General features: G+C 58.7%; 18 protein-coding genes and 2 pseudogenes. 6 read left to right on the top strand and 14 right to left on the bottom strand.

All coding sequences use genetic code 11. From position 1 onward, the window contains the following. The 7 genes from AC1DVH_RS17810 to AC1DVH_RS17840 form a co-directional block, all read right to left on the bottom strand. Positions 1-512: DinB family protein (locus AC1DVH_RS17810; protein ID WP_477754915.1), on the bottom strand; the 512-nt coding region annotated here is incomplete at its 3' end. A 189-nt stretch (positions 513-701) separates the two neighbouring features. Further along, complete coding sequence (locus AC1DVH_RS17815; protein ID WP_477754916.1) at positions 702-1,223, bottom strand: N-acetyltransferase family protein; 522 nt, start codon at positions 1,221-1,223, stop codon at positions 702-704. Between the two features lie 185 nt (positions 1,224-1,408). Then, positions 1,409-1,534: a hypothetical protein gene (locus AC1DVH_RS17820; RefSeq protein ID WP_477754924.1), complete on the bottom strand. Its 126-nt coding sequence runs from the start codon at positions 1,532-1,534 to the stop codon at positions 1,409-1,411. 687 nt (positions 1,535-2,221) lie between these two features. Further along, a complete protein-coding gene (locus AC1DVH_RS17825; protein WP_043302433.1) occupies positions 2,222-2,425 on the bottom strand; it encodes a hypothetical protein in 204 nt (67 codons plus the stop codon). Positions 2,426-2,494: 69 nt separating this feature from the next. Further along, positions 2,495-2,719, bottom strand: coding sequence for a hypothetical protein (locus AC1DVH_RS17830; protein WP_008019294.1), 225 nt, complete (start codon positions 2,717-2,719; stop codon positions 2,495-2,497). 28 nt (positions 2,720-2,747) lie between these two features. Continuing rightward, on the bottom strand, positions 2,748-2,999 hold the full coding sequence (locus tag AC1DVH_RS17835; RefSeq protein ID WP_043302427.1) for a hypothetical protein: 252 nt from the start codon (positions 2,997-2,999) through the stop codon (positions 2,748-2,750). A 210-nt stretch (positions 3,000-3,209) separates the two neighbouring features. Beyond that, complete coding sequence (locus tag AC1DVH_RS17840; RefSeq protein ID WP_128605297.1) at positions 3,210-3,692, bottom strand: DUF2867 domain-containing protein; 483 nt, start codon at positions 3,690-3,692, stop codon at positions 3,210-3,212. Positions 3,693-3,951: 259 nt separating this feature from the next. Here AC1DVH_RS17840 and AC1DVH_RS17845 point away from each other — a divergent pair, with 259 nt between their 5' ends. The 3 genes and pseudogenes from AC1DVH_RS17845 to AC1DVH_RS17855 all read left to right on the top strand — a co-directional run. After that, positions 3,952-4,563 carry an alpha/beta fold hydrolase gene (locus AC1DVH_RS17845; RefSeq protein ID WP_477754923.1) on the top strand — a complete coding sequence of 204 codons (612 nt, stop codon included), beginning with the start codon at positions 3,952-3,954 and terminating at the stop codon, positions 4,561-4,563. Positions 4,564-4,907: 344 nt separating this feature from the next. Then, a pseudogene (locus AC1DVH_RS17850) lies at positions 4,908-5,456 on the top strand (cation diffusion facilitator family transporter); the annotation flags it as partial. 39 nt (positions 5,457-5,495) lie between these two features. Next, positions 5,496-5,774 (top strand): annotated as a pseudogene (locus AC1DVH_RS17855) (hypothetical protein); the annotation flags it as partial. Between the two features lie 47 nt (positions 5,775-5,821). Here AC1DVH_RS17855 and AC1DVH_RS17860 read toward each other — a convergent pair. The 6 genes from AC1DVH_RS17860 to AC1DVH_RS17885 all read right to left on the bottom strand — a co-directional run bounded on the left by AC1DVH_RS17860 (position 5,822) and on the right by AC1DVH_RS17885 (position 11,877). Then, on the bottom strand, positions 5,822-6,964 hold the full coding sequence (locus tag AC1DVH_RS17860; protein ID WP_477754917.1) for a DegT/DnrJ/EryC1/StrS family aminotransferase: 1,143 nt from the start codon (positions 6,962-6,964) through the stop codon (positions 5,822-5,824). Positions 6,965-7,275: 311 nt separating this feature from the next. Then, positions 7,276-7,644 carry an antibiotic biosynthesis monooxygenase family protein gene (locus AC1DVH_RS17865; RefSeq protein ID WP_007985036.1) on the bottom strand — a complete coding sequence of 123 codons (369 nt, stop codon included), beginning with the start codon at positions 7,642-7,644 and terminating at the stop codon, positions 7,276-7,278. 80 nt (positions 7,645-7,724) lie between these two features. Then, positions 7,725-8,435: a glutamine amidotransferase gene (locus AC1DVH_RS17870; protein ID WP_448093385.1), complete on the bottom strand. Its 711-nt coding sequence runs from the start codon at positions 8,433-8,435 to the stop codon at positions 7,725-7,727. A 37-nt stretch (positions 8,436-8,472) separates the two neighbouring features. Continuing rightward, positions 8,473-9,540: a 2Fe-2S iron-sulfur cluster-binding protein gene (locus AC1DVH_RS17875; protein ID WP_477754918.1), complete on the bottom strand. Its 1,068-nt coding sequence runs from the start codon at positions 9,538-9,540 to the stop codon at positions 8,473-8,475. Continuing rightward, the gene (locus tag AC1DVH_RS17880; protein WP_477754919.1) at positions 9,537-10,499 is read right to left on the bottom strand and encodes an AurF N-oxygenase family protein; all 963 of its coding nucleotides are present in this window, start codon (positions 10,497-10,499) and stop codon (positions 9,537-9,539) included. The genes AC1DVH_RS17875 and AC1DVH_RS17880 overlap by 4 nt, the downstream gene beginning before the upstream one ends. Positions 10,500-10,662: 163 nt before the next feature. Then, positions 10,663-11,877, bottom strand: coding sequence for an MFS transporter (locus AC1DVH_RS17885; protein WP_477754920.1), 1,215 nt, complete (start codon positions 11,875-11,877; stop codon positions 10,663-10,665). Positions 11,878-12,137: 260 nt separating this feature from the next. Here AC1DVH_RS17885 and AC1DVH_RS17890 point away from each other — a divergent pair, with 260 nt between their 5' ends. Both AC1DVH_RS17890 and AC1DVH_RS17895 read left to right on the top strand, forming a co-directional pair. Next, a complete protein-coding gene (locus tag AC1DVH_RS17890; protein WP_452627786.1) occupies positions 12,138-13,436 on the top strand; it encodes a serine hydroxymethyltransferase in 1,299 nt (432 codons plus the stop codon). A gap of 31 nt (positions 13,437-13,467) precedes the next feature. Next, positions 13,468-13,644, top strand: a complete 177-nt coding sequence (locus tag AC1DVH_RS17895; RefSeq protein WP_452627785.1) for a hypothetical protein — start codon at positions 13,468-13,470, stop codon at positions 13,642-13,644. Here the strand turns inward: AC1DVH_RS17895 and pdxR are convergent. Then, a complete protein-coding gene (gene pdxR / locus AC1DVH_RS17900; protein WP_477754921.1) occupies positions 13,641-15,137 on the bottom strand; it encodes a MocR-like pyridoxine biosynthesis transcription factor PdxR in 1,497 nt (498 codons plus the stop codon). The genes AC1DVH_RS17895 and pdxR overlap by 4 nt on opposite strands. Before the next feature lie 135 nt (positions 15,138-15,272). On the opposite strand from pdxR, the gene AC1DVH_RS17905 reads away from it, so the two are divergent. Continuing rightward, positions 15,273-15,711, top strand: a 439-nt coding sequence (locus tag AC1DVH_RS17905) for an aminotransferase class V-fold PLP-dependent enzyme (RefSeq protein ID WP_477754922.1), incomplete at its 3' end; no start/stop codon positions are given.

Here is a 15,711-nt window from a genome sequence, read left to right on the forward strand (position 1 = left end):
ACTAAATCCGTATCACCTATGTCGACACCCGCTTGTGAAAGCAAGGTAGTAACTTGTCCGCGGTGATGCGTCTGATGGTTGAAGAAATGCATGACCAAACCATAAAAGCTCCTGTCAGCGGGTACTCCCTTCATGTTTGTGTAATTGAGGGTGTGATCTAAATCCGAATCTGTAATGGAGCGAGCCCATGCGACAATTATCTGATCGAGCGACACTCTATGTGCCGAAAGCTCCCGGATATTTGAGTACAGTAACTGGTCGAGGCTTTCAGGGGCGGGAAGCTGCCGAATCGGCTCCAGAGCCAAGTGGTTAGCTGGGTGCCTGGCGAATCGCTTTAGCCAGATAGTGTCCCCGGCCACCAAGTGGTTCAACGTCCCGAGAATAGAACCAAAGAATGCTTTCCTATCCACTGAGAGCTCTTCATGTGGCAAGCTTCTGGATGCCTCATAAATCTTTGCGTTCATCCACTCGTTATAGGTCGCCATCAGGCAAATATGGTTGGGGCGGCTCATCGTGTTCATCCTTTGAGTGAATACTTGATAAGCGATCCACGCTCATCCTGAAACCCAGTCTAGTGCTGGGCTTTGTTGTTTCTGAGGTGATGCAACAGGGAAAGGGACCACTTTTGCTTGGTAAGCGCCCGGTAAAGTCATCTGACTTTCACCTGACAACCAACCTGATAGAGAAACAATCGAACGCGCTTATCGGGAAAGCTCACATACCATTACAGCCATCCCAATTTCAGCCAGGTCAGTTTTGAAAGGGATTTCACCGACCTTTTGGAAACCGAATCCCTCATAGAAGCGCCGGGCGCTTGAATTGGTCTTGAGTACGTCAAGCCAGAGCAAGCGTTCTCCGCGCTCTATCGCTCGGTTGCAAATGAAATGCAGAAGCTGTTTCCCATACCCTCGTCCTGCTTCAGATTTGAGGAAGTAAATCTTTTGAAGCTCCGCGCCCACTGTGCCAGTTAGAGGCGCAGGCGTTGACCAGTTAACTTTGGAAAAACCTACGACCCTACCGCTTTCGTCTGAGACTATAAGCCACAAATGGCGAGCGGATGATTCGAGTGATTTTCTGAGCGTGCAGTATGAGAAGTCTTGATTGAGGAAGCCCTGCATGCCGGCGAGAGACCAGATGGCCGAAAAATGCTCTCGGTAGGTCTCACAGCCGACTTCACGTAGAACATTGAGGTCGGCTTTAGTCGCTTCACGAATGTTGATCATATTCTTCCCCGGTCTATTCGCATGAAGAGTTTGATGGGAGCTCCCGGCGACGAAATTTGTCTTAGTTGCTAAGGGCCGGCCTGCGCTCGGGTTCTATCGTCATCAAAACAGAATGTAAGCACCAGACCAATCGTAGGCGAACGGTGAACGGCGCACCCACCTTGCATGATTATGCCGGCTGCCACTTATGCGACAGCAGACTGGATCAAACTCATGATCGCCGCCGCCCGTTTGCCGCTGCGTAGCGATCCGGCAAACATCCAGTTCGAGCGCCCAACCAGGTGGATCTCCTGGATCTCGTCCTGGGACATTATCCATTGGTCCAGGGATTTCTCGTCCTTGCCGATCGAGAGGATCTTTATCTGACATGACCTTCTCCTTAAGAATATTTGCCTTATCTTCGCGGCATGAGCACAACGCCACTACAGTGCTGCGTGTCTGGCCACCGTCCGCTTCTGGCCGTTCTCTGCCGATCATGGTTACAAAGCGTGCTGTTCAAATCCGATGCAATCGGTGGTCAGAACGAATGCAAATGACTGGTCAGGTCGAATGCAAGCGGGTGGTCAGGTGGAGTGCAATTTCGCAGTCATCTGACATGGTCGCTTCTCCAGTTCTTGTAGAAATCGTGGCAGCGACCAAAAAAATGGCCCGCATGCGGGCGGGCCAAATGGGAATTCTTCAAAGGAGCAGGGTTAATCTGCGCTCCACCATGTGAGCGATTGGTGAAAAGCATGTCGCAGAAACGAAAAAGCCCGGCACATTAGCCGGGCTCTCTGTAGATGGGCCAAATCCCTTTGGCTGACTGCATTGTGCTTGGTAGGTGTGACGAAGGCATGACAGGGGCAGATACGAGAAGCCCGGCTCTGGACCGGGCATTTGAGTTACATCGGTACGACCGCCAAGCCGCTACAACATCTCGCCGTCATACCACGCGCCTACTCCGCCTTCCCCCGCACACTTCTTCTCGCCTTCATAACCCGCCAGCTAGTTTGTGCCGTTCAATGGAGAACCCTGCGACTCTCTCCAATCCTGATCCGATCAAGCGCCCGGTTTAATGCGTCCAAGGCATCGAGGAGAGCTTTCGCCTCGGCTTCCCGGCCATCCCCCCATAGGCGTTCAGCCATTTTGTTCAGGGCTTGGATAGAACGCTCAATTTCAGCAGCAGTCACTGCTGCTTTACTGTCCGTCAGCTTCTTCTTCATTGAGTAACCGTTTACAGAGCATTGCTTGTATTTCAGATCTAATGCGAATACGTCTCGCCAGACGCATGGCTATTCAGCCTTCCGGACAATCCTTCCCGCCTTCACCTCATCTGTGTAAGCAGTCAGCCGATCAGCTTGCTCATGCAGCTTTTCGATCGTCTCCATTGCCTCCAGAAGCTCTGTATCCCCGCGCTGTTTTGCAAGCCTGAACATTTCCAGGGCAGCTTCTTCGAGGGAATATGCAGCGGCTTTCAAGTCGCGGCGTAACTCTTGATTGGGTTTGTTAAGTGCCATGACAACCTCCTGCCAATCCCTTCCGCGATCATTGGCAGTGGTCTGCCTTCGCCGGCCGGACTACCTGACCTGCACCGATTTCTTTAATCCAGCCATCTAACCGATTCTCACCTTGCTGGAAGATTGTGATCATCCTTCGAAGCGCCTCAGCGTCTGGTCCATTACCTGCGTGGCTTAGCCGCTCGGCAATCCGAACTAACTCCACGGCCGACCACTTCAGATCAGAGGCGACACCCTGCAGATCGCGCTTCAGGTCCTGCACTGGTTTGTTGAGCCCCATCATCACCCCTTACAAGTCCCCACAACACTAATCCGATATTCAGCTGCGAAATTGCACTCTACTTGATCACCCGCTTGCATTCGACCTGACCAGTCATTTGCATTCGTTCTGACCACCGATTGCATCGGATTTGACCAGCACGCTTTGTAACCATGATCGGCAGAGAACGGCCAGGAGCGGTCGCTGGGATAAAGCTGAAACAACCAAAATCTACTTCCCTTCAAGCTTTCGTTTCAGTCGCCCGAGATCACTATTGACGATCAACTTATGGGCTAGACCTACCGGCAACATGTAGATGCGCCCAAAGACGTTATGCGTTACGACAGATGATGTGATCGTGAACACTCGATCTGTTATCGAAAGGCAAATCATGACATCCAGATGCCGGTCACGTTCGGTCAGAACCAGTATGTCGGGGGCACTATGCTCCACCAGAAAGAAATCCAGCTGTTCGCCAGCGTGTACTGTCTCTCGCCTAGCGCCGGAGAACCCGCCGATCCGCTTCACGCCGAATAACGAGGAAATCGCGTCCCTCGTTCGGAAAGCTAGCCGCATGAACAGTCCCGGTTCGGCCGTCATGATGTTCCAAGCGTCAAGAGTGGTTATTTCAACAGGGAGTGGAACCGACCTGCTGTCATAGTAATCAAGATCGGACAGTGCACGCAGAGTGTGAGCAGGTGATGTGGTAGCCAAACATTATCTCCTTCAGTTGCCCGACTGCCATTCCTGATAAAATCGGAAGCTGATTATCATGTAGCCATGCTACGTCATGATTACCCCCAAATCTCCCTTAGCTGTTCGCTGGGTGAATATCTGACGGCTACAGGTCGGTATGGGTCGCGAGCTGCCCTTCACTACCGGCGGCTCTCGTTGCGAAGTGGTCATCGAACCTTGCGGCATCCATTTTGCCTTCCTGCTGACTCTTTCAATCCCACCTTCAAGGACTGAACCTTTGATCGCATCCCCCTCCAAACTCCTCTTCCTGCCCGGAGCCTCGGGTAACACCCGGTTTTGGCTTCCGGTTGCTGAGCGCCTGGCCCACCCGGCGCAGCAGGTCCATATCGGCTGGCCCGGCTTTGGAGACACTCCGCCCTTGCCTGGCGTGACCGGCATGGATGATCTGGTGGTTCGCGTGCTGGCCGAGATCGACCGACCCACAGCGCTGGTGGCGCAGTCTATGGGCGGTATAGTCGCTGTGCTTGCAGCGCTTGAACGCCCTGAACTGATCACGCACCTGACGCTGACCGTCACCTCTGGCGGGGTGGATATGTTTGCTCTGGGCGCGCATGACTGGCGCCCGGATTTTGCTGCCGCCAACCCGACACTGCCGAGTTGGTTTCTCGACGACCACACCGACCTCACGCTCCGGTTGGTCGAGTTGCGCATGCCAGTCCTGCTCCTCTGGGGAGATTCTGATCTGATCAGCCCCATTCGCGTCGGCCAGCGCCTTGCTCAACTGTTACCCCGCGCTGAACTACACGTTTTCCCTGGCGCCGATCACAATCTGGGTTTTACTCACGCAGCCGAAGTGGCAAGGTTGATCGAGAGACATCTGGTCTGCTGATGAGCGGAGCACTTGTTGCCACCGCTTCGGACTGATTGTGCGGCCCCGTGCGTTTCAAGACCTCTCGGATAACGGACAGACAACCGGTGGCATATCGCGCCTAACCTCGCCGGATACTCTGCGCAAACCGCATAGAGATGAAAAAAAGCGTCGTTAAAAGTGTACGAACCAGGATTGAGTCTATGACATGCGATTTTGCACCTGGTTAACCTGCTATGGGGCCATTTTCTGCCAACTGTGACAGGCAGAGAACGGCCAAAAGCAATGGGATGGACTCCTCCTCACTTCGGCATCCTGAGTGCCAGACTGAAGGTGCGAACCCTGGGCTCAGTGAAGAGGAGCGTAACAAGGGCACCGCTACGCTCATCGCTATTGCCGGTTTGATCGTCAACATCGTCAGTGCCCTGCTGCTGGGCCACGGGCACAGTCATGGGCACGATCATGTTGATCATGGCCATACCCATGCTCATCACGGGAACGACAACAACCTGAAATCGGCCTATGTCCACGTCATCGCAGACGCGCTGACGTCGGTTCTGGCCATCGCAGCGCTGCTCGCTGGTCGGTATCTGGGTTGGGTATGGCTGGACCCGGTCATGGGCATCGTCGGCGCCATCGTTATCGCGCGTTGGGCATGGACCTTGATGGGGGTCACCGCAGGTGTATTGCTGGATCAAACAGACGCGCACGTTGCCGAGGAAATCCGCGAACTGGTTGAGAAACCGGGGGATGCCACCATCACAGACTTGCACGTCTGGCGGGTTGGACCGCAAGCCCATGCGGCCATCGTCAGCGTCCTTGATGAGTCCAGTGCGAACGCCGACAGCATTCGTGAACGTCTCAAACCGGTTCACGAAGTCAACCATCTGACGGTCGAATTTCGACCGGCCTGATTCAGCGCCTCCCCTCCATTATCTCCAAAGGAACTTGCGATGCCTCCAGGGAAACGTGAACTGGCGCGGATCGAACACTGGTTGATAACCACGCTGACCGAAGCGTGCGAAACAGCAAAAGGTGAAATCAAAGGCTTTACCTGGCTCACCCACACTGCTGACCTGAACGCGTTGGCTGAAACCCTGAAGGTGATCTGGGTGTTCGAAACCTTGGCTGACAGAAAGCTCGCCCAGGTAGTCGCGAAGGCTCGCATCTTTGAGCTGACGGCCATCGCGTTGAATGAGGCCTACATCGATCTGAACCTTTCAGATCGCTCCCAGTAACGCGTTGGCGTCGCCCACACAAAAAACTGGCTTGCTGGCGCTCAGCAAGGTTGCAGTACTGCTTTCACTGCTTCCACCGAGCGTTCGACGTCCCTTGTTGTCATGGCATTGAACATCGGCAGCGAAACGATCAGACGGCCAACCCGTTCTGCAATCGGGAACATACCTTCCTTGAAGCCGCGCGCGCGGTACAAGCTCAATAAGTGGATCGAGGGGTAGTGACAGCCGATGCCGACACCGTGCTCTTGCATCTGCTCCATAAACGTGGCCCGGGCCGGCTTACCGTCCTGACGCTCTGGCAGCACTAGCTGAAACATGTGCCAGTTGCTGTTATCGAAATCGGCGACCGGTAGTTGAGCACCGTATTTCGCTTCGAAATCACTGCCGAGGCACTCGAAATAGTATTTAGCCAACTCTCGACGATGGGCAGTGATCGCTTCAATATGCGCGAACTGGTCCAGGCCGATGGTCGCGGCAATGTCGGTCATATTGTATTTGCCGCCCAGGACATCCACATCCAAACCATCGAAGCCGCTGCGAGTGACACCCTGCAACCGGTGTTTCTCGGCAAGACGTGCCTCTTCGAGATTATTCAGCACCAAGCAACCGCCTTCGGATGAGGTGATGTTCTTGTTGGCTTGGAAGCTGAAGGACACAAAATCACCAAAAGCCCCGATGCGCTCGCCTTTCCAGGACGAACCCAGCGCTTGTGCAGCATCCTCCACCACCCGCAGGTTGTGTTTTTTCGCCAGCGCATATAAACGATCCATATCCAGCGGCAGACCCGATAGATAGACCGGAATGATCGCCTTGGTCCGTGGTGTGATTGCCGCTTCGACTTGAGCCAGATCGATATTGCGAGTGACTGGATCAACGTCGACAAACACGGGGGTCGCACCCACTTCAATGATCACGTTGGCCGTTGCAACCCACGAGATCGGAGTGGTGATGACTTCGTCACCAGCACCGATACCCGCGATGCGCAAGGCGATCTCCATGGTGCAGGTTCCGGAATTGAACGTCCGTACCGGGCGTCCGCCGAAATAGTCCGAGAGCTGCGCTTCGAATAACTGGACCTTAGGCCCACTGGTAATCCAGCCGGAGCGCAAGACGTCGCCGACGGCTGCGATCGTGGCTTCGTCGATAGAGGGTTTGGCAAACGGCAGGAAGTCTGGATAGTTCATGATGGTCGTGAAGTCCTTATATATTTGTTGGAGTAATCGACAGCCTGTGAATAAGGAGTTGGCGGGAACACGTAGACGCTTTCGGTCGCAGCCACGTAGCCGAAGCACTGCAATGTCGGCCATCAGCATCCAGCTAGAGACTCAACAGATTGGTAGCGGGTGCGCCCGGTCGTCCAGGCGCCTTGCCGCGCGCCTGGTTTTTCACTCAACGATGACATCAGCCTGGCGGCGATAGCTCGGGGTATGAGCCCGCTCACCACAACCACCGACAATAAATCTCTCGCCCCTGTGCAGCTGACGAGAATACGGCGTTATACCACCGCGGCAGCCGTGGCGGGTTCACCGTCGACCACTACGTTGTACGGTGCCTGTTCGCGATCACGCAGGCCGTAATCACGAATCACCGATGTCACGCGCACGCGATAGTCATCGAAGATTTTGTCGCGCCCGGCGCGCTGGGCCGACAGGTGGGCTGTCACGTTGCGCCACTGCACCACGGCTTCCTCATCGCGCCAGGTGGTGACCGACATCACCTTCTTGGGGTTCAGCGTGCTTTGAAAGCACTCGACGGAGATAAACCCGCTCATGGGTTCAAGCAGCGGGGTCAGCTTGTTGACCAGGTCAACATAGGTCTCGCCCTGGCCTGGCAGTGCCTGCAACTCAAACAAAACTACGATCATTCTTGACTCCTCATCCTTGACGGTATTTTTCAGGTGGTTTTACATGGTGCAAATGCGGGGGGGAGGTTGCCCGACCGCCTTTAGTGTTTTATCGGGGTGCCCAGGTTGTTCAGCCAGGCCCGCATGACGTGGCCCGCGGCGCGGGTCAGGCGGTCGCCGAGGTTAATGGCCTCGCTCCGCAACGCAACAGGATCGATGCCGGTTTGTGCCAGTTCGCTGGCATGGCCAACCAGCCATTGCTCGATGTTGGCGGTATCGGCTTCGAGGTGAAATTGCAGGCCGAGAATCGTGTTGCCCACGGCGAACGCCTGATGAGCACCCACCTGGGTACTGGCCAGCAGCACAGCGCCTTCCGGCACATCGAACTGGTCGCCATGCCAGTGCAGCACGGGGGTGTCCATCAGCGCGGCGAGCGGCGAGTCCTGACCGGCCGCGGTCAGGGTCAGCGGTGAAAAACCGATCTCCTTGACCCCCATCGGGTAGACGTTGGCGTGCATGGCCCGGGCGATCAATTGCGCACCGAGACAGATACCCAGCAGGGGATTACCGGACGCAACGCGCTGGCGCACCAGCTTCAATTCGTCGTGCAAAAACGGATACAGCTGCTCGTCATGGGCCCCGATAGGGCCGCCGAGTACGATCAGCAAGTCGGCCTGCAACACCTGCTCGCTGTAGATGGCGTCGACCGTGGGGTCCAGGTAAATCAGCGTATAGCCTCCTTCGGCCAGAACGGCATCCAGGGTGCCAACGTCTTCGAAGTGAATGTGGCGCAATGCAATGGCAGTTTTCATGGAAAAACCCAGTTGTTGAAGTAAGGACGGTAACGGTTCATGCCGTGGTGGTGAGTTCGACCTTGATCGTCCCGGATTGCGGGAAGGTGCAGCAGGCGAGGGCGTAGCCTTCGTCCTTGTCCTTGTCCTTGTCCGTCAGGCAAAAGTCGGGCTCAAGGGTGTAGTGACCCTCCGACACTTTCAGCCGGCAGTGACCGCAGATGCCGGCGCGGCAAAGGCTGCGCACCGCAATACCGCTGGTTTCGAGCATCTCCAGCAAATTCTTGCCGGCGGGTGGCTCCAGCACCTGATCGTTGTGGTTCAAGTACAGGCGCAGCGTCGCGTCGGTCTGAGCCTCGGTCTGTGCGGCGGTGACCGGCGCGGCCGGTGGCGTGAATGACTCGATCAGCAAGCGGCTGGCGGGGAACATGGCCAGCGTGTGTTCGCGCATGCCCTGGGCGAAGCCATGGCTGCCGCAGATCACCACGCTCTCGGGGTTACCCAGCCGGCTCAGGTCCTGGGCTTGGGGACGACCGGCGCTGAAGTGCCCGTTGTTGTTGACCGCTTCGCGGGTGACGAACACCTGCAAGGAGAACCACGATGTGGTCAGCTCAAGCTCCAGCAACTCATGTAGAAACGGAATCTCGGCGATGGTCGGCACACACAGCAGCAGGCTCACATCGGGCACCGCCAGTCCGCGTCGCGCGCGCTCGACCAGGCCGCGCAGCAACGCAATCGGCAAGGTGATGCCGATGCCGCCGGCGAGCATGCCGACTTGTCGGCAACCCAGAACCGACTCCAGCGAAATATCACCCGCCACAAACTGCACCGAGGTGGTCGAGCCGGCTTGCAGCGTAGCGTGCAACTGGTCCGAAACCCCGCCATGGCCTTCGCGCTTGACCGCAATGTCGAACCGGTCGGCGCCGCGCTTGCGCGTGATCGAATACAGCCGCTGGTGATGGGTGCCCGCCATGTCAGCGGCGTGCAGGGCCACGTGTTTTCCTGCTTCCAGGCTGTCGAGGAATTCGGCGGTTGCGTCCACCGCGCGCAGGGTGAAGACTTTTACGTTGGCCGTTTCAATGGTCACGTGTTCGCACTGGGCCTGGAGGGACGTCATGGCGTTCATGCGCGGGCCTTCTCGCCTAAGGTTTCAATGGCATGCTCGGCACTGCTGAGGCCGTTGCCGGTCAAGCCGATCCGGTCTATCAGGGCTTCGAGCGAGTCGGTGTAGACGCTGATTTCGTTGTTGTCGCCTACGTCATGCAGGATCTCGCCGGCATGGGGGAAATCCAGCATCGAAAACACGGTGGACCATGCGCCCATTTCGTTATTGGCGAACATCTGCACCGTGCGCAGGATGATCGAGCGCAGGTACTCGCGTTCCTTGCGGCTCAGGCCATTGACGATGTCGGAAGCGACGAAGCTGAAGACGCTGGAATGGCTCCACTCGTCCATAGCATGGGTGCGCGTGACCTCATGGCACACCGCCTGAATGCTGGCGTCCTCGGCCATGGTCTTGAGGTAGTCGGTGATCAGCGTTTCGCTGGCGCACGCGACGCCGAAGCGGGTCAGGCGTCGCTCCCATTCGGCGGTGCAGTTTGCCAGAAGGGCTTCGCGCCAGGTCACCAGGTTGAAGGCGCTGAAATCCAGCGGGGTGAGTTTGCGCATGTCATAGATATAGTTGCAGGCCATGATGGACATGCGCGTGTGCAGGGCTTCGTCGAGCAGTGCCTGAGACATCACGTCCTGCAGCAGGGCGCGGTTGTTGCTCGGCGGCGGGGTCTTGATAATGTCCTCGCAGGCAGGCACGACCACATTGCATTCGATGTAGATGGTCTTGAGGTTGTAGATGCCCCACGCGTAAGACAGGCATTTGGATTGCAAGTCCTGGGGGGCTTCGAGCCAGGCCTGGTGATGACGAAACGGCAGCAGCGACAGACTGAAGTCGTGCTTGTCGGCATCAAAGGCGAGGCCCCAGTAGTTCGGTTGCGGGTTGTTGACGGCGGCGCGGGTTTTCCAGAGCGTGGATAGTTTGGCCAGCATGTTTTTTACCACGTCATCGGTACCACAATTCAAACGTTCCATGTTTTAACTCCAAGGAAATCGACTATTGGTGTTCGGGTTTACCGTGCAGTCCTTGCAAAAATAACGGGTCCGCACAAGCGGGGGGTGGGGGGGGCAGCGCAATCAATGCGGGACGGTGCCCTTCAAGTCTGCGGCAAAAACACACTGGGGCTATTGACCCAGGTCACTTGAATGCCACTTGGAGTGCCATCACTTTTCGGGTCCTGGCCATGGACCGCTCCTGCATTAGGGTCAGTACAACGGTCAGGCCCATGAAAGCGGCGCTGGCCCAGAAAATTGCGTCGGGGTGGCCTTGGTCGAGCAGCCAGCCGAACCCGATGGGGCCGATGGCGCCACCGATATTGAAACCGGTAGAGACGATGCCGAAGGTTTTGCCTTCGGCGCCCTTCGGGGCGGCCGCACGTACCAGCATGTCGCGGGACGGTGCGATCACCCCGGTCAGGAAACCCGCTGTCCCCAGCACGACCAGCAGCGCCGGCTCGCTCAAGCGTGCCGTGGCGACCAGCAGCATCAGCGCGGTGGCCAATGCAAACGCGCTGGCTGCCACTACGCCATGGCGGCGGGTCCGGTCGGCCAAGGCTCCCCCTGCCAGCACGCCGAAGGCGCTGGCAAAGAGGAAGGCGGTCAACGCCGAGTTGGCCCAGGTCAAGGCCACGCCCTGGCCTTGCATCAGGGCGGCGACCGAGAACTTCTCAATCGCGCCGGTGCTCAGGTTCAGCAGCACGAACAACAGGGCCAGGCTTAGCACCATAGGCGAGAGCAGTGACAGGCGACGGGCACCGAGGGGTGTCGGGTCGGCGGCGGGATGCAGGCGACTGACCCGGGCCAGTGCGGAGCCAGGGATCAACAACAGCGCCAGCGCGACAAACCCCACCAGTGCCGCCGCCGCGAAGGCCATGGCCGGGTTGCTCGCCACCGCGATACCCAGCAAAAACACAGGGGCCACGGCCGCGCCAAGGAAGCCGGCAAAGGTATGCACGGAGAACGCCTTACCGATGTGGGCGGGGTCAATGTGTCGGGACAGCAGGGCGTAGTCGGCCGGGTGATAAATGGCGTTGGCGACGCCGGCCAGCGCCATGCCGATCAACAAACAGGTGTAGCCGGGCAGGAGTGCAATCAGCAGGAAACTGCTGCTGCCCAGTGCTAGCGCGACCAACAGCAAGCGCCTGGCACCGTGGCGGTCCACGGCAAACCCCATGGGCGCCTGTACCAGCGCCGTGACGATATTGAACAGGCTCAAAGCCAGGCCCAGCTCAACATAATCCACGTTGAAAAAAGCCGGAAGCAGGGGGAACAGCGCCGCCAGCACCATGATGTGCAAATGACTGACAAAGTGCGCTGCGGCGACCTGAGGCAACAACCCGATACGAATCGTCATGGCGAAACCTGTGTGATGAGCATGGCAAAACCGGCGCAGAGCTTAATGAGGTGATGGTCTTGTGCGATAGTCCATTACCGATGAGTCCACCAGACCACTTTGAATGGCTGCGACTTCACGACGCCTGCCCCTGCGTAGACGTGTGGCAGCGGCATTGAGCGCGGTGGTCTGCAACGTCGGCACGAACTGGTATGGTTGGCCGGTCCGTGGGCGGCTAGGGTAGTGCGGCGTGTTATCGGGCGTTTACACAGGGAGTGACCATGCCGCATTTCGCTTATCGGGAGGGCCACGCGCTGCCAGGGGTCAGTGGCGTTGCGCTGCCCCAGGTGGACGGGGAGGTGTGGCGCGCCATCGACGCCGAGCGTCAGCGCCAGGTGCAGTCAATCGAGCTGATCGCCGCCGAAAACGTGGTCAGTCGTGCGGTGCTCGAGGCCCAAGGGTCGGTGCTGACCAACAAATATGCCGAGGGCTACCCAGGGCGTCGCTATTACGCCAGTTGCTGCAATGTCGATGCAATTGAAGAACTCGCCATCGAGCGGGCCAGGCAACTGTTCAGCTGTGCCTATGCCAACCTGCAACCCCATTCGGGCAGCCAAGCCAACCAGGCTGTGTTTCTGGCTCTGCTGGCGCCGGGGGACAAGATCCTGGGCCTGGACCTCAAGTCCGGTGGGCACCTGTCCCATGGTGCTGCGTTCAACTTGTCCGGGCTCTGGTTTCAGGCCCTCAGCTATGGCGTGCACCCGGTGACCCATAGGGTCGACATGGATCAGGTCGAGCAGATCGCCCGACAAGAACGCCCACGCCTGATCATCGCAGGGGCCTCGGCGTATTCACGGGCGCTGGATTTCGCCCGGTTTCGTGCGATTGCCGACGAGGTGGGTGCGTTCCTGATGGCCGACATCGCCCACGTCGCCGGGCTGGTCGCGGGTGGTGCGTATCCGTCTCCAGTGCCGTTCGCCCACGTCACCACCCTCAGCACCCACGCCACGTTGCGCGGTCCGCGTGGCGGGATGATCCTGTGCAATGAGCAGGCAATTGCGCAGAAGATCAATGCGGCTGTGTTCCCCGGCCTGCAGGGCGCGGCACTGATGCACACCGTAGCGGCCAAGGCCGTGGCGCTGGGCGAGGCATTGCAACCGGCCTTCGGCGCTTATGCCCACGCCGTGGTCGCCAATGCCCAGGCCTTGTGCGGCCGATTGGCTGAAGGTGGGCTGTTGGTCGTGTCGGGCGGCACCGACTGTCACTTGGGGGTGATTGACCTGCGGCCCTGGGGCCTGGTGGGGAATGTCGCCGAGCGTGCGTTGGAGGCAATCGGCATTACCGTGAACAAAAATGTCGTGCCCGGCGATGAGGTCAAGCCCACCGTGACGTCCGGCATTCGTCTCGGCAGTGCGGCGTGCACTTCGCGTGGCATGGGGGTCGATGAATTCAGGGAGATCGGCGACATGATTCTGGCCATGCTCGGTGGCGTGCGCAGCGGTGCCCTCGACGGCCGCACTGAACGCTCGATTCGTGAAGGCATAAGCGACCTGACCAAGCGTTTCAGGCTGCCGTATTAACCGCCTGCGTTTTTTTTGAAAAGGAATTCCAATGCCCGGCATCATCCCCACCGGCCGCCTGGCGGCAACCCGCACGTCACGGTTCAGACTGTTCACCACCGCCAAGCCTCAACCCGTCATCGCGGTTGAATGCCCCAAGCTGCCCAAGCGTGCGCGGATGGCCGCCCAGGCCCAGCAGTTGCTGATGAACTATGCGCTGGGCCATTAGATTTTCAGGGCGTTGGCCAGGCGCAACATGGCGGCTTCGATTTCATACGCGGTCAGGGAGGAGTATCCCAGCAGCCAGCCCTGTTGCTTCGGGTCGCCCGCGTACAAGCCGCTGAGGCCGGACAGTTGCACGCCGGCAGTGGCGGCTTGGCGGATGGTTTTTTCCTCGGACCATCCGGCTTTCAGCAAGCAGGGGATTTGCAACCCGCCCGGCGGCAGTTCGGCGGTGACCACCGTGCTCAAGTACTTGCCGATGGCATCGTGCATGATCGACCGGCGTCCGGCATACAGCTTGCGCATGGCCCGGACATGCGCGTTGTAATGGCCGTCTTCCATAAAGCGCGCCAGTGTCAGTTGCAGCGTTTGCGGAGTGTGGCCGTCCATCATGCTGCGCGCATAGGCAAAGGGCTTGACCAGCTCGGAGGGCAGCACCATATACCCCATGCGCAGGCCGGGGTAGAGGGTCTTGCTGAACGTGCCGATGTAGAGCGTGCGCTGATACTTGTCCAGGCCCTGCACGCACGCCGTGGGTTGCCCGTCGTAATGGAACTCGCTGTCGTAGTCATCCTCGATGATCCACTTGCGTTTTTGCGCCGCCCAATTGATCAACTCAAGACGCCGCTCCAGCGGCAACGTCGCGCCGGTGGGGTATTGGTGCGAGGGCGTGACATACACGCAATTGGCGCCGCTGCGGTCGGCGTACAGCAGGTCGGTGCGGATGCCCCGTTCATCGACATCAATGGGCAGCACCTTGGTTTCGGCGATTTCGAAGGCCTTGCGGGCGCCGTAATAGCCGGGGTTTTCCAGCAGAATCGGCTTGCCGGCGTCCACCAGCAACTGCGCGCTCAGATACAACGCCTGACGCGTACTGCTCAATACCAGCACCTGGTCGGGGGAGCATTTGGCGCCGCGTTCGAGGTTCAGGTAGGTGGCAATCGCTTTGCGCAGGGGCTCGGCCCCTTGTGGATCGCCATGCAGCAGCACATTCGCGCGATAGTCCTTCATGACCTGGCGCTGCAAACGCTCCCAGACATCCGTCGGGAAGTTGCGGGTTTCCGGCAGGCCGGTGGCGAATGCCTTGATGACTTGCTGATCGCGCACGCCGCCGGTGTCGAAGATCATCCGCCCGCGTTGGCTGAGTTCGGCGCCCGGTGCGGCGACGCTGCTCCTGACTTCCTGAGCCTTGAGGCGTCGGCGGCCGGCACCGCGCAATTCGACGCCCACCGTGTCGCAGACGTAACTGCCGGCGCCTTCGCGGCGCACGATAAACCCGTCCCGATGCAACTGCACATAGGCGTTCTCAACGGTGTCGCGGGCGCAGCCCAGTGACTTGGACAGCACCCGCGTGGCGGGCAGTTTCAAGCCGGGGCCGAGGGCCCCGTCGAGAATCAGCGCACGCAACGCACGTTGGATCCGCTGGTGCAAATCCAGCAGCTGAAACTCAGCGTCGTTGAGGCGCATCTTCAGGGTTTCCAGCTCGAAGGTCTTTGCCATGTGGTCTGCTCTCTTTCCATGAACTGGCAGGTAAAGGCAGGCCAGTTTATCCGTAGACTCTGGCCCTCGCCACCCTAGGCTTTACCTCGGTGATTACGCACAGGGCGAGCGTTCTTGAACAGGAGTTACTCAACCATGGCTCGGTCACACAACTTCAGCGCAGGCCCCACCGCGGTGCCGTTGGACGTCCTCACTCAGGCGCACGAGGAGTTTTTCGATTTTGCCGGCACCGGCATGTCCGTGATGGAAATCAGCCATCGTTCGCAGGTGTTCATGGCGGTGGCCCGCGAGGCCGAACGGGACCTGCGCGATATCCTCGGGGTGCCGCCCGCCTACAAAGTGTTGTTTCTGCAAGGGGGCGCCTCGTTGCAGTTTGCTCAAGTGCCGATGAACCTGATAGGCGATAAAGGCACGGCGGATTACCTGCACACCGGCCTCTGGTCGGGCAAGGCGATCGAGGCCGCACGGCGCTACTGCGATGTGCGCGTGGTTGCCAGTGCCCACGCGTCCGGTTTCGACCGCGTCCCCCACGCCTCGGACTGGCGCCTTAACGCCGACGCCGCCTACTTGCACT

The sequence above is a fragment of the Pseudomonas sp. P4_C3 genome (genome assembly GCF_056402075.1).

Bases quoted from the DNA above. Each gene is read 5' to 3' on its own strand.
- AC1DVH_RS17815 (WP_477754916.1), bottom strand. From the start codon at position 1,223: ATGATCAACATTCGTGAAGCGACTAAAGCCGACCTCAATGTTCTACGT.
- AC1DVH_RS17820 (WP_477754924.1), bottom strand. From the start codon at position 1,534: ATGTCCCAGGACGAGATCCAGGAGATCCACCTGGTTGGGCGCTCGAAC.
- AC1DVH_RS17825 (WP_043302433.1), bottom strand. From the start codon at position 2,425: ATGAAGAAGAAGCTGACGGACAGTAAAGCAGCAGTGACTGCTGCTGAA.
- AC1DVH_RS17830 (WP_008019294.1), bottom strand. From the start codon at position 2,719: ATGGCACTTAACAAACCCAATCAAGAGTTACGCCGCGACTTGAAAGCC.
- AC1DVH_RS17835 (WP_043302427.1), bottom strand. From the start codon at position 2,999: ATGGGGCTCAACAAACCAGTGCAGGACCTGAAGCGCGATCTGCAGGGT.
- AC1DVH_RS17860 (WP_477754917.1), bottom strand. From the start codon at position 6,964: ATGAACTATCCAGACTTCCTGCCGTTTGCCAAACCCTCTATCGACGAA.
- AC1DVH_RS17865 (WP_007985036.1), bottom strand. From the start codon at position 7,644: ATGATCGTAGTTTTGTTTGAGTTGCAGGCACTGCCAGGCCAGGGCGAG.
- AC1DVH_RS17870 (WP_448093385.1), bottom strand. From the start codon at position 8,435: ATGAAAACTGCCATTGCATTGCGCCACATTCACTTCGAAGACGTTGGC.
- AC1DVH_RS17875 (WP_477754918.1), bottom strand. From the start codon at position 9,540: ATGAACGCCATGACGTCCCTCCAGGCCCAGTGCGAACACGTGACCATT.
- AC1DVH_RS17880 (WP_477754919.1), bottom strand. From the start codon at position 10,499: ATGGAACGTTTGAATTGTGGTACCGATGACGTGGTAAAAAACATGCTG.
- AC1DVH_RS17885 (WP_477754920.1), bottom strand. From the start codon at position 11,877: ATGACGATTCGTATCGGGTTGTTGCCTCAGGTCGCCGCAGCGCACTTT.
- AC1DVH_RS17890 (WP_452627786.1), top strand. From the start codon at position 12,138: ATGCCGCATTTCGCTTATCGGGAGGGCCACGCGCTGCCAGGGGTCAGT.
- AC1DVH_RS17895 (WP_452627785.1), top strand. From the start codon at position 13,468: ATGCCCGGCATCATCCCCACCGGCCGCCTGGCGGCAACCCGCACGTCA.
- pdxR (WP_477754921.1), bottom strand. From the start codon at position 15,137: ATGGCAAAGACCTTCGAGCTGGAAACCCTGAAGATGCGCCTCAACGAC.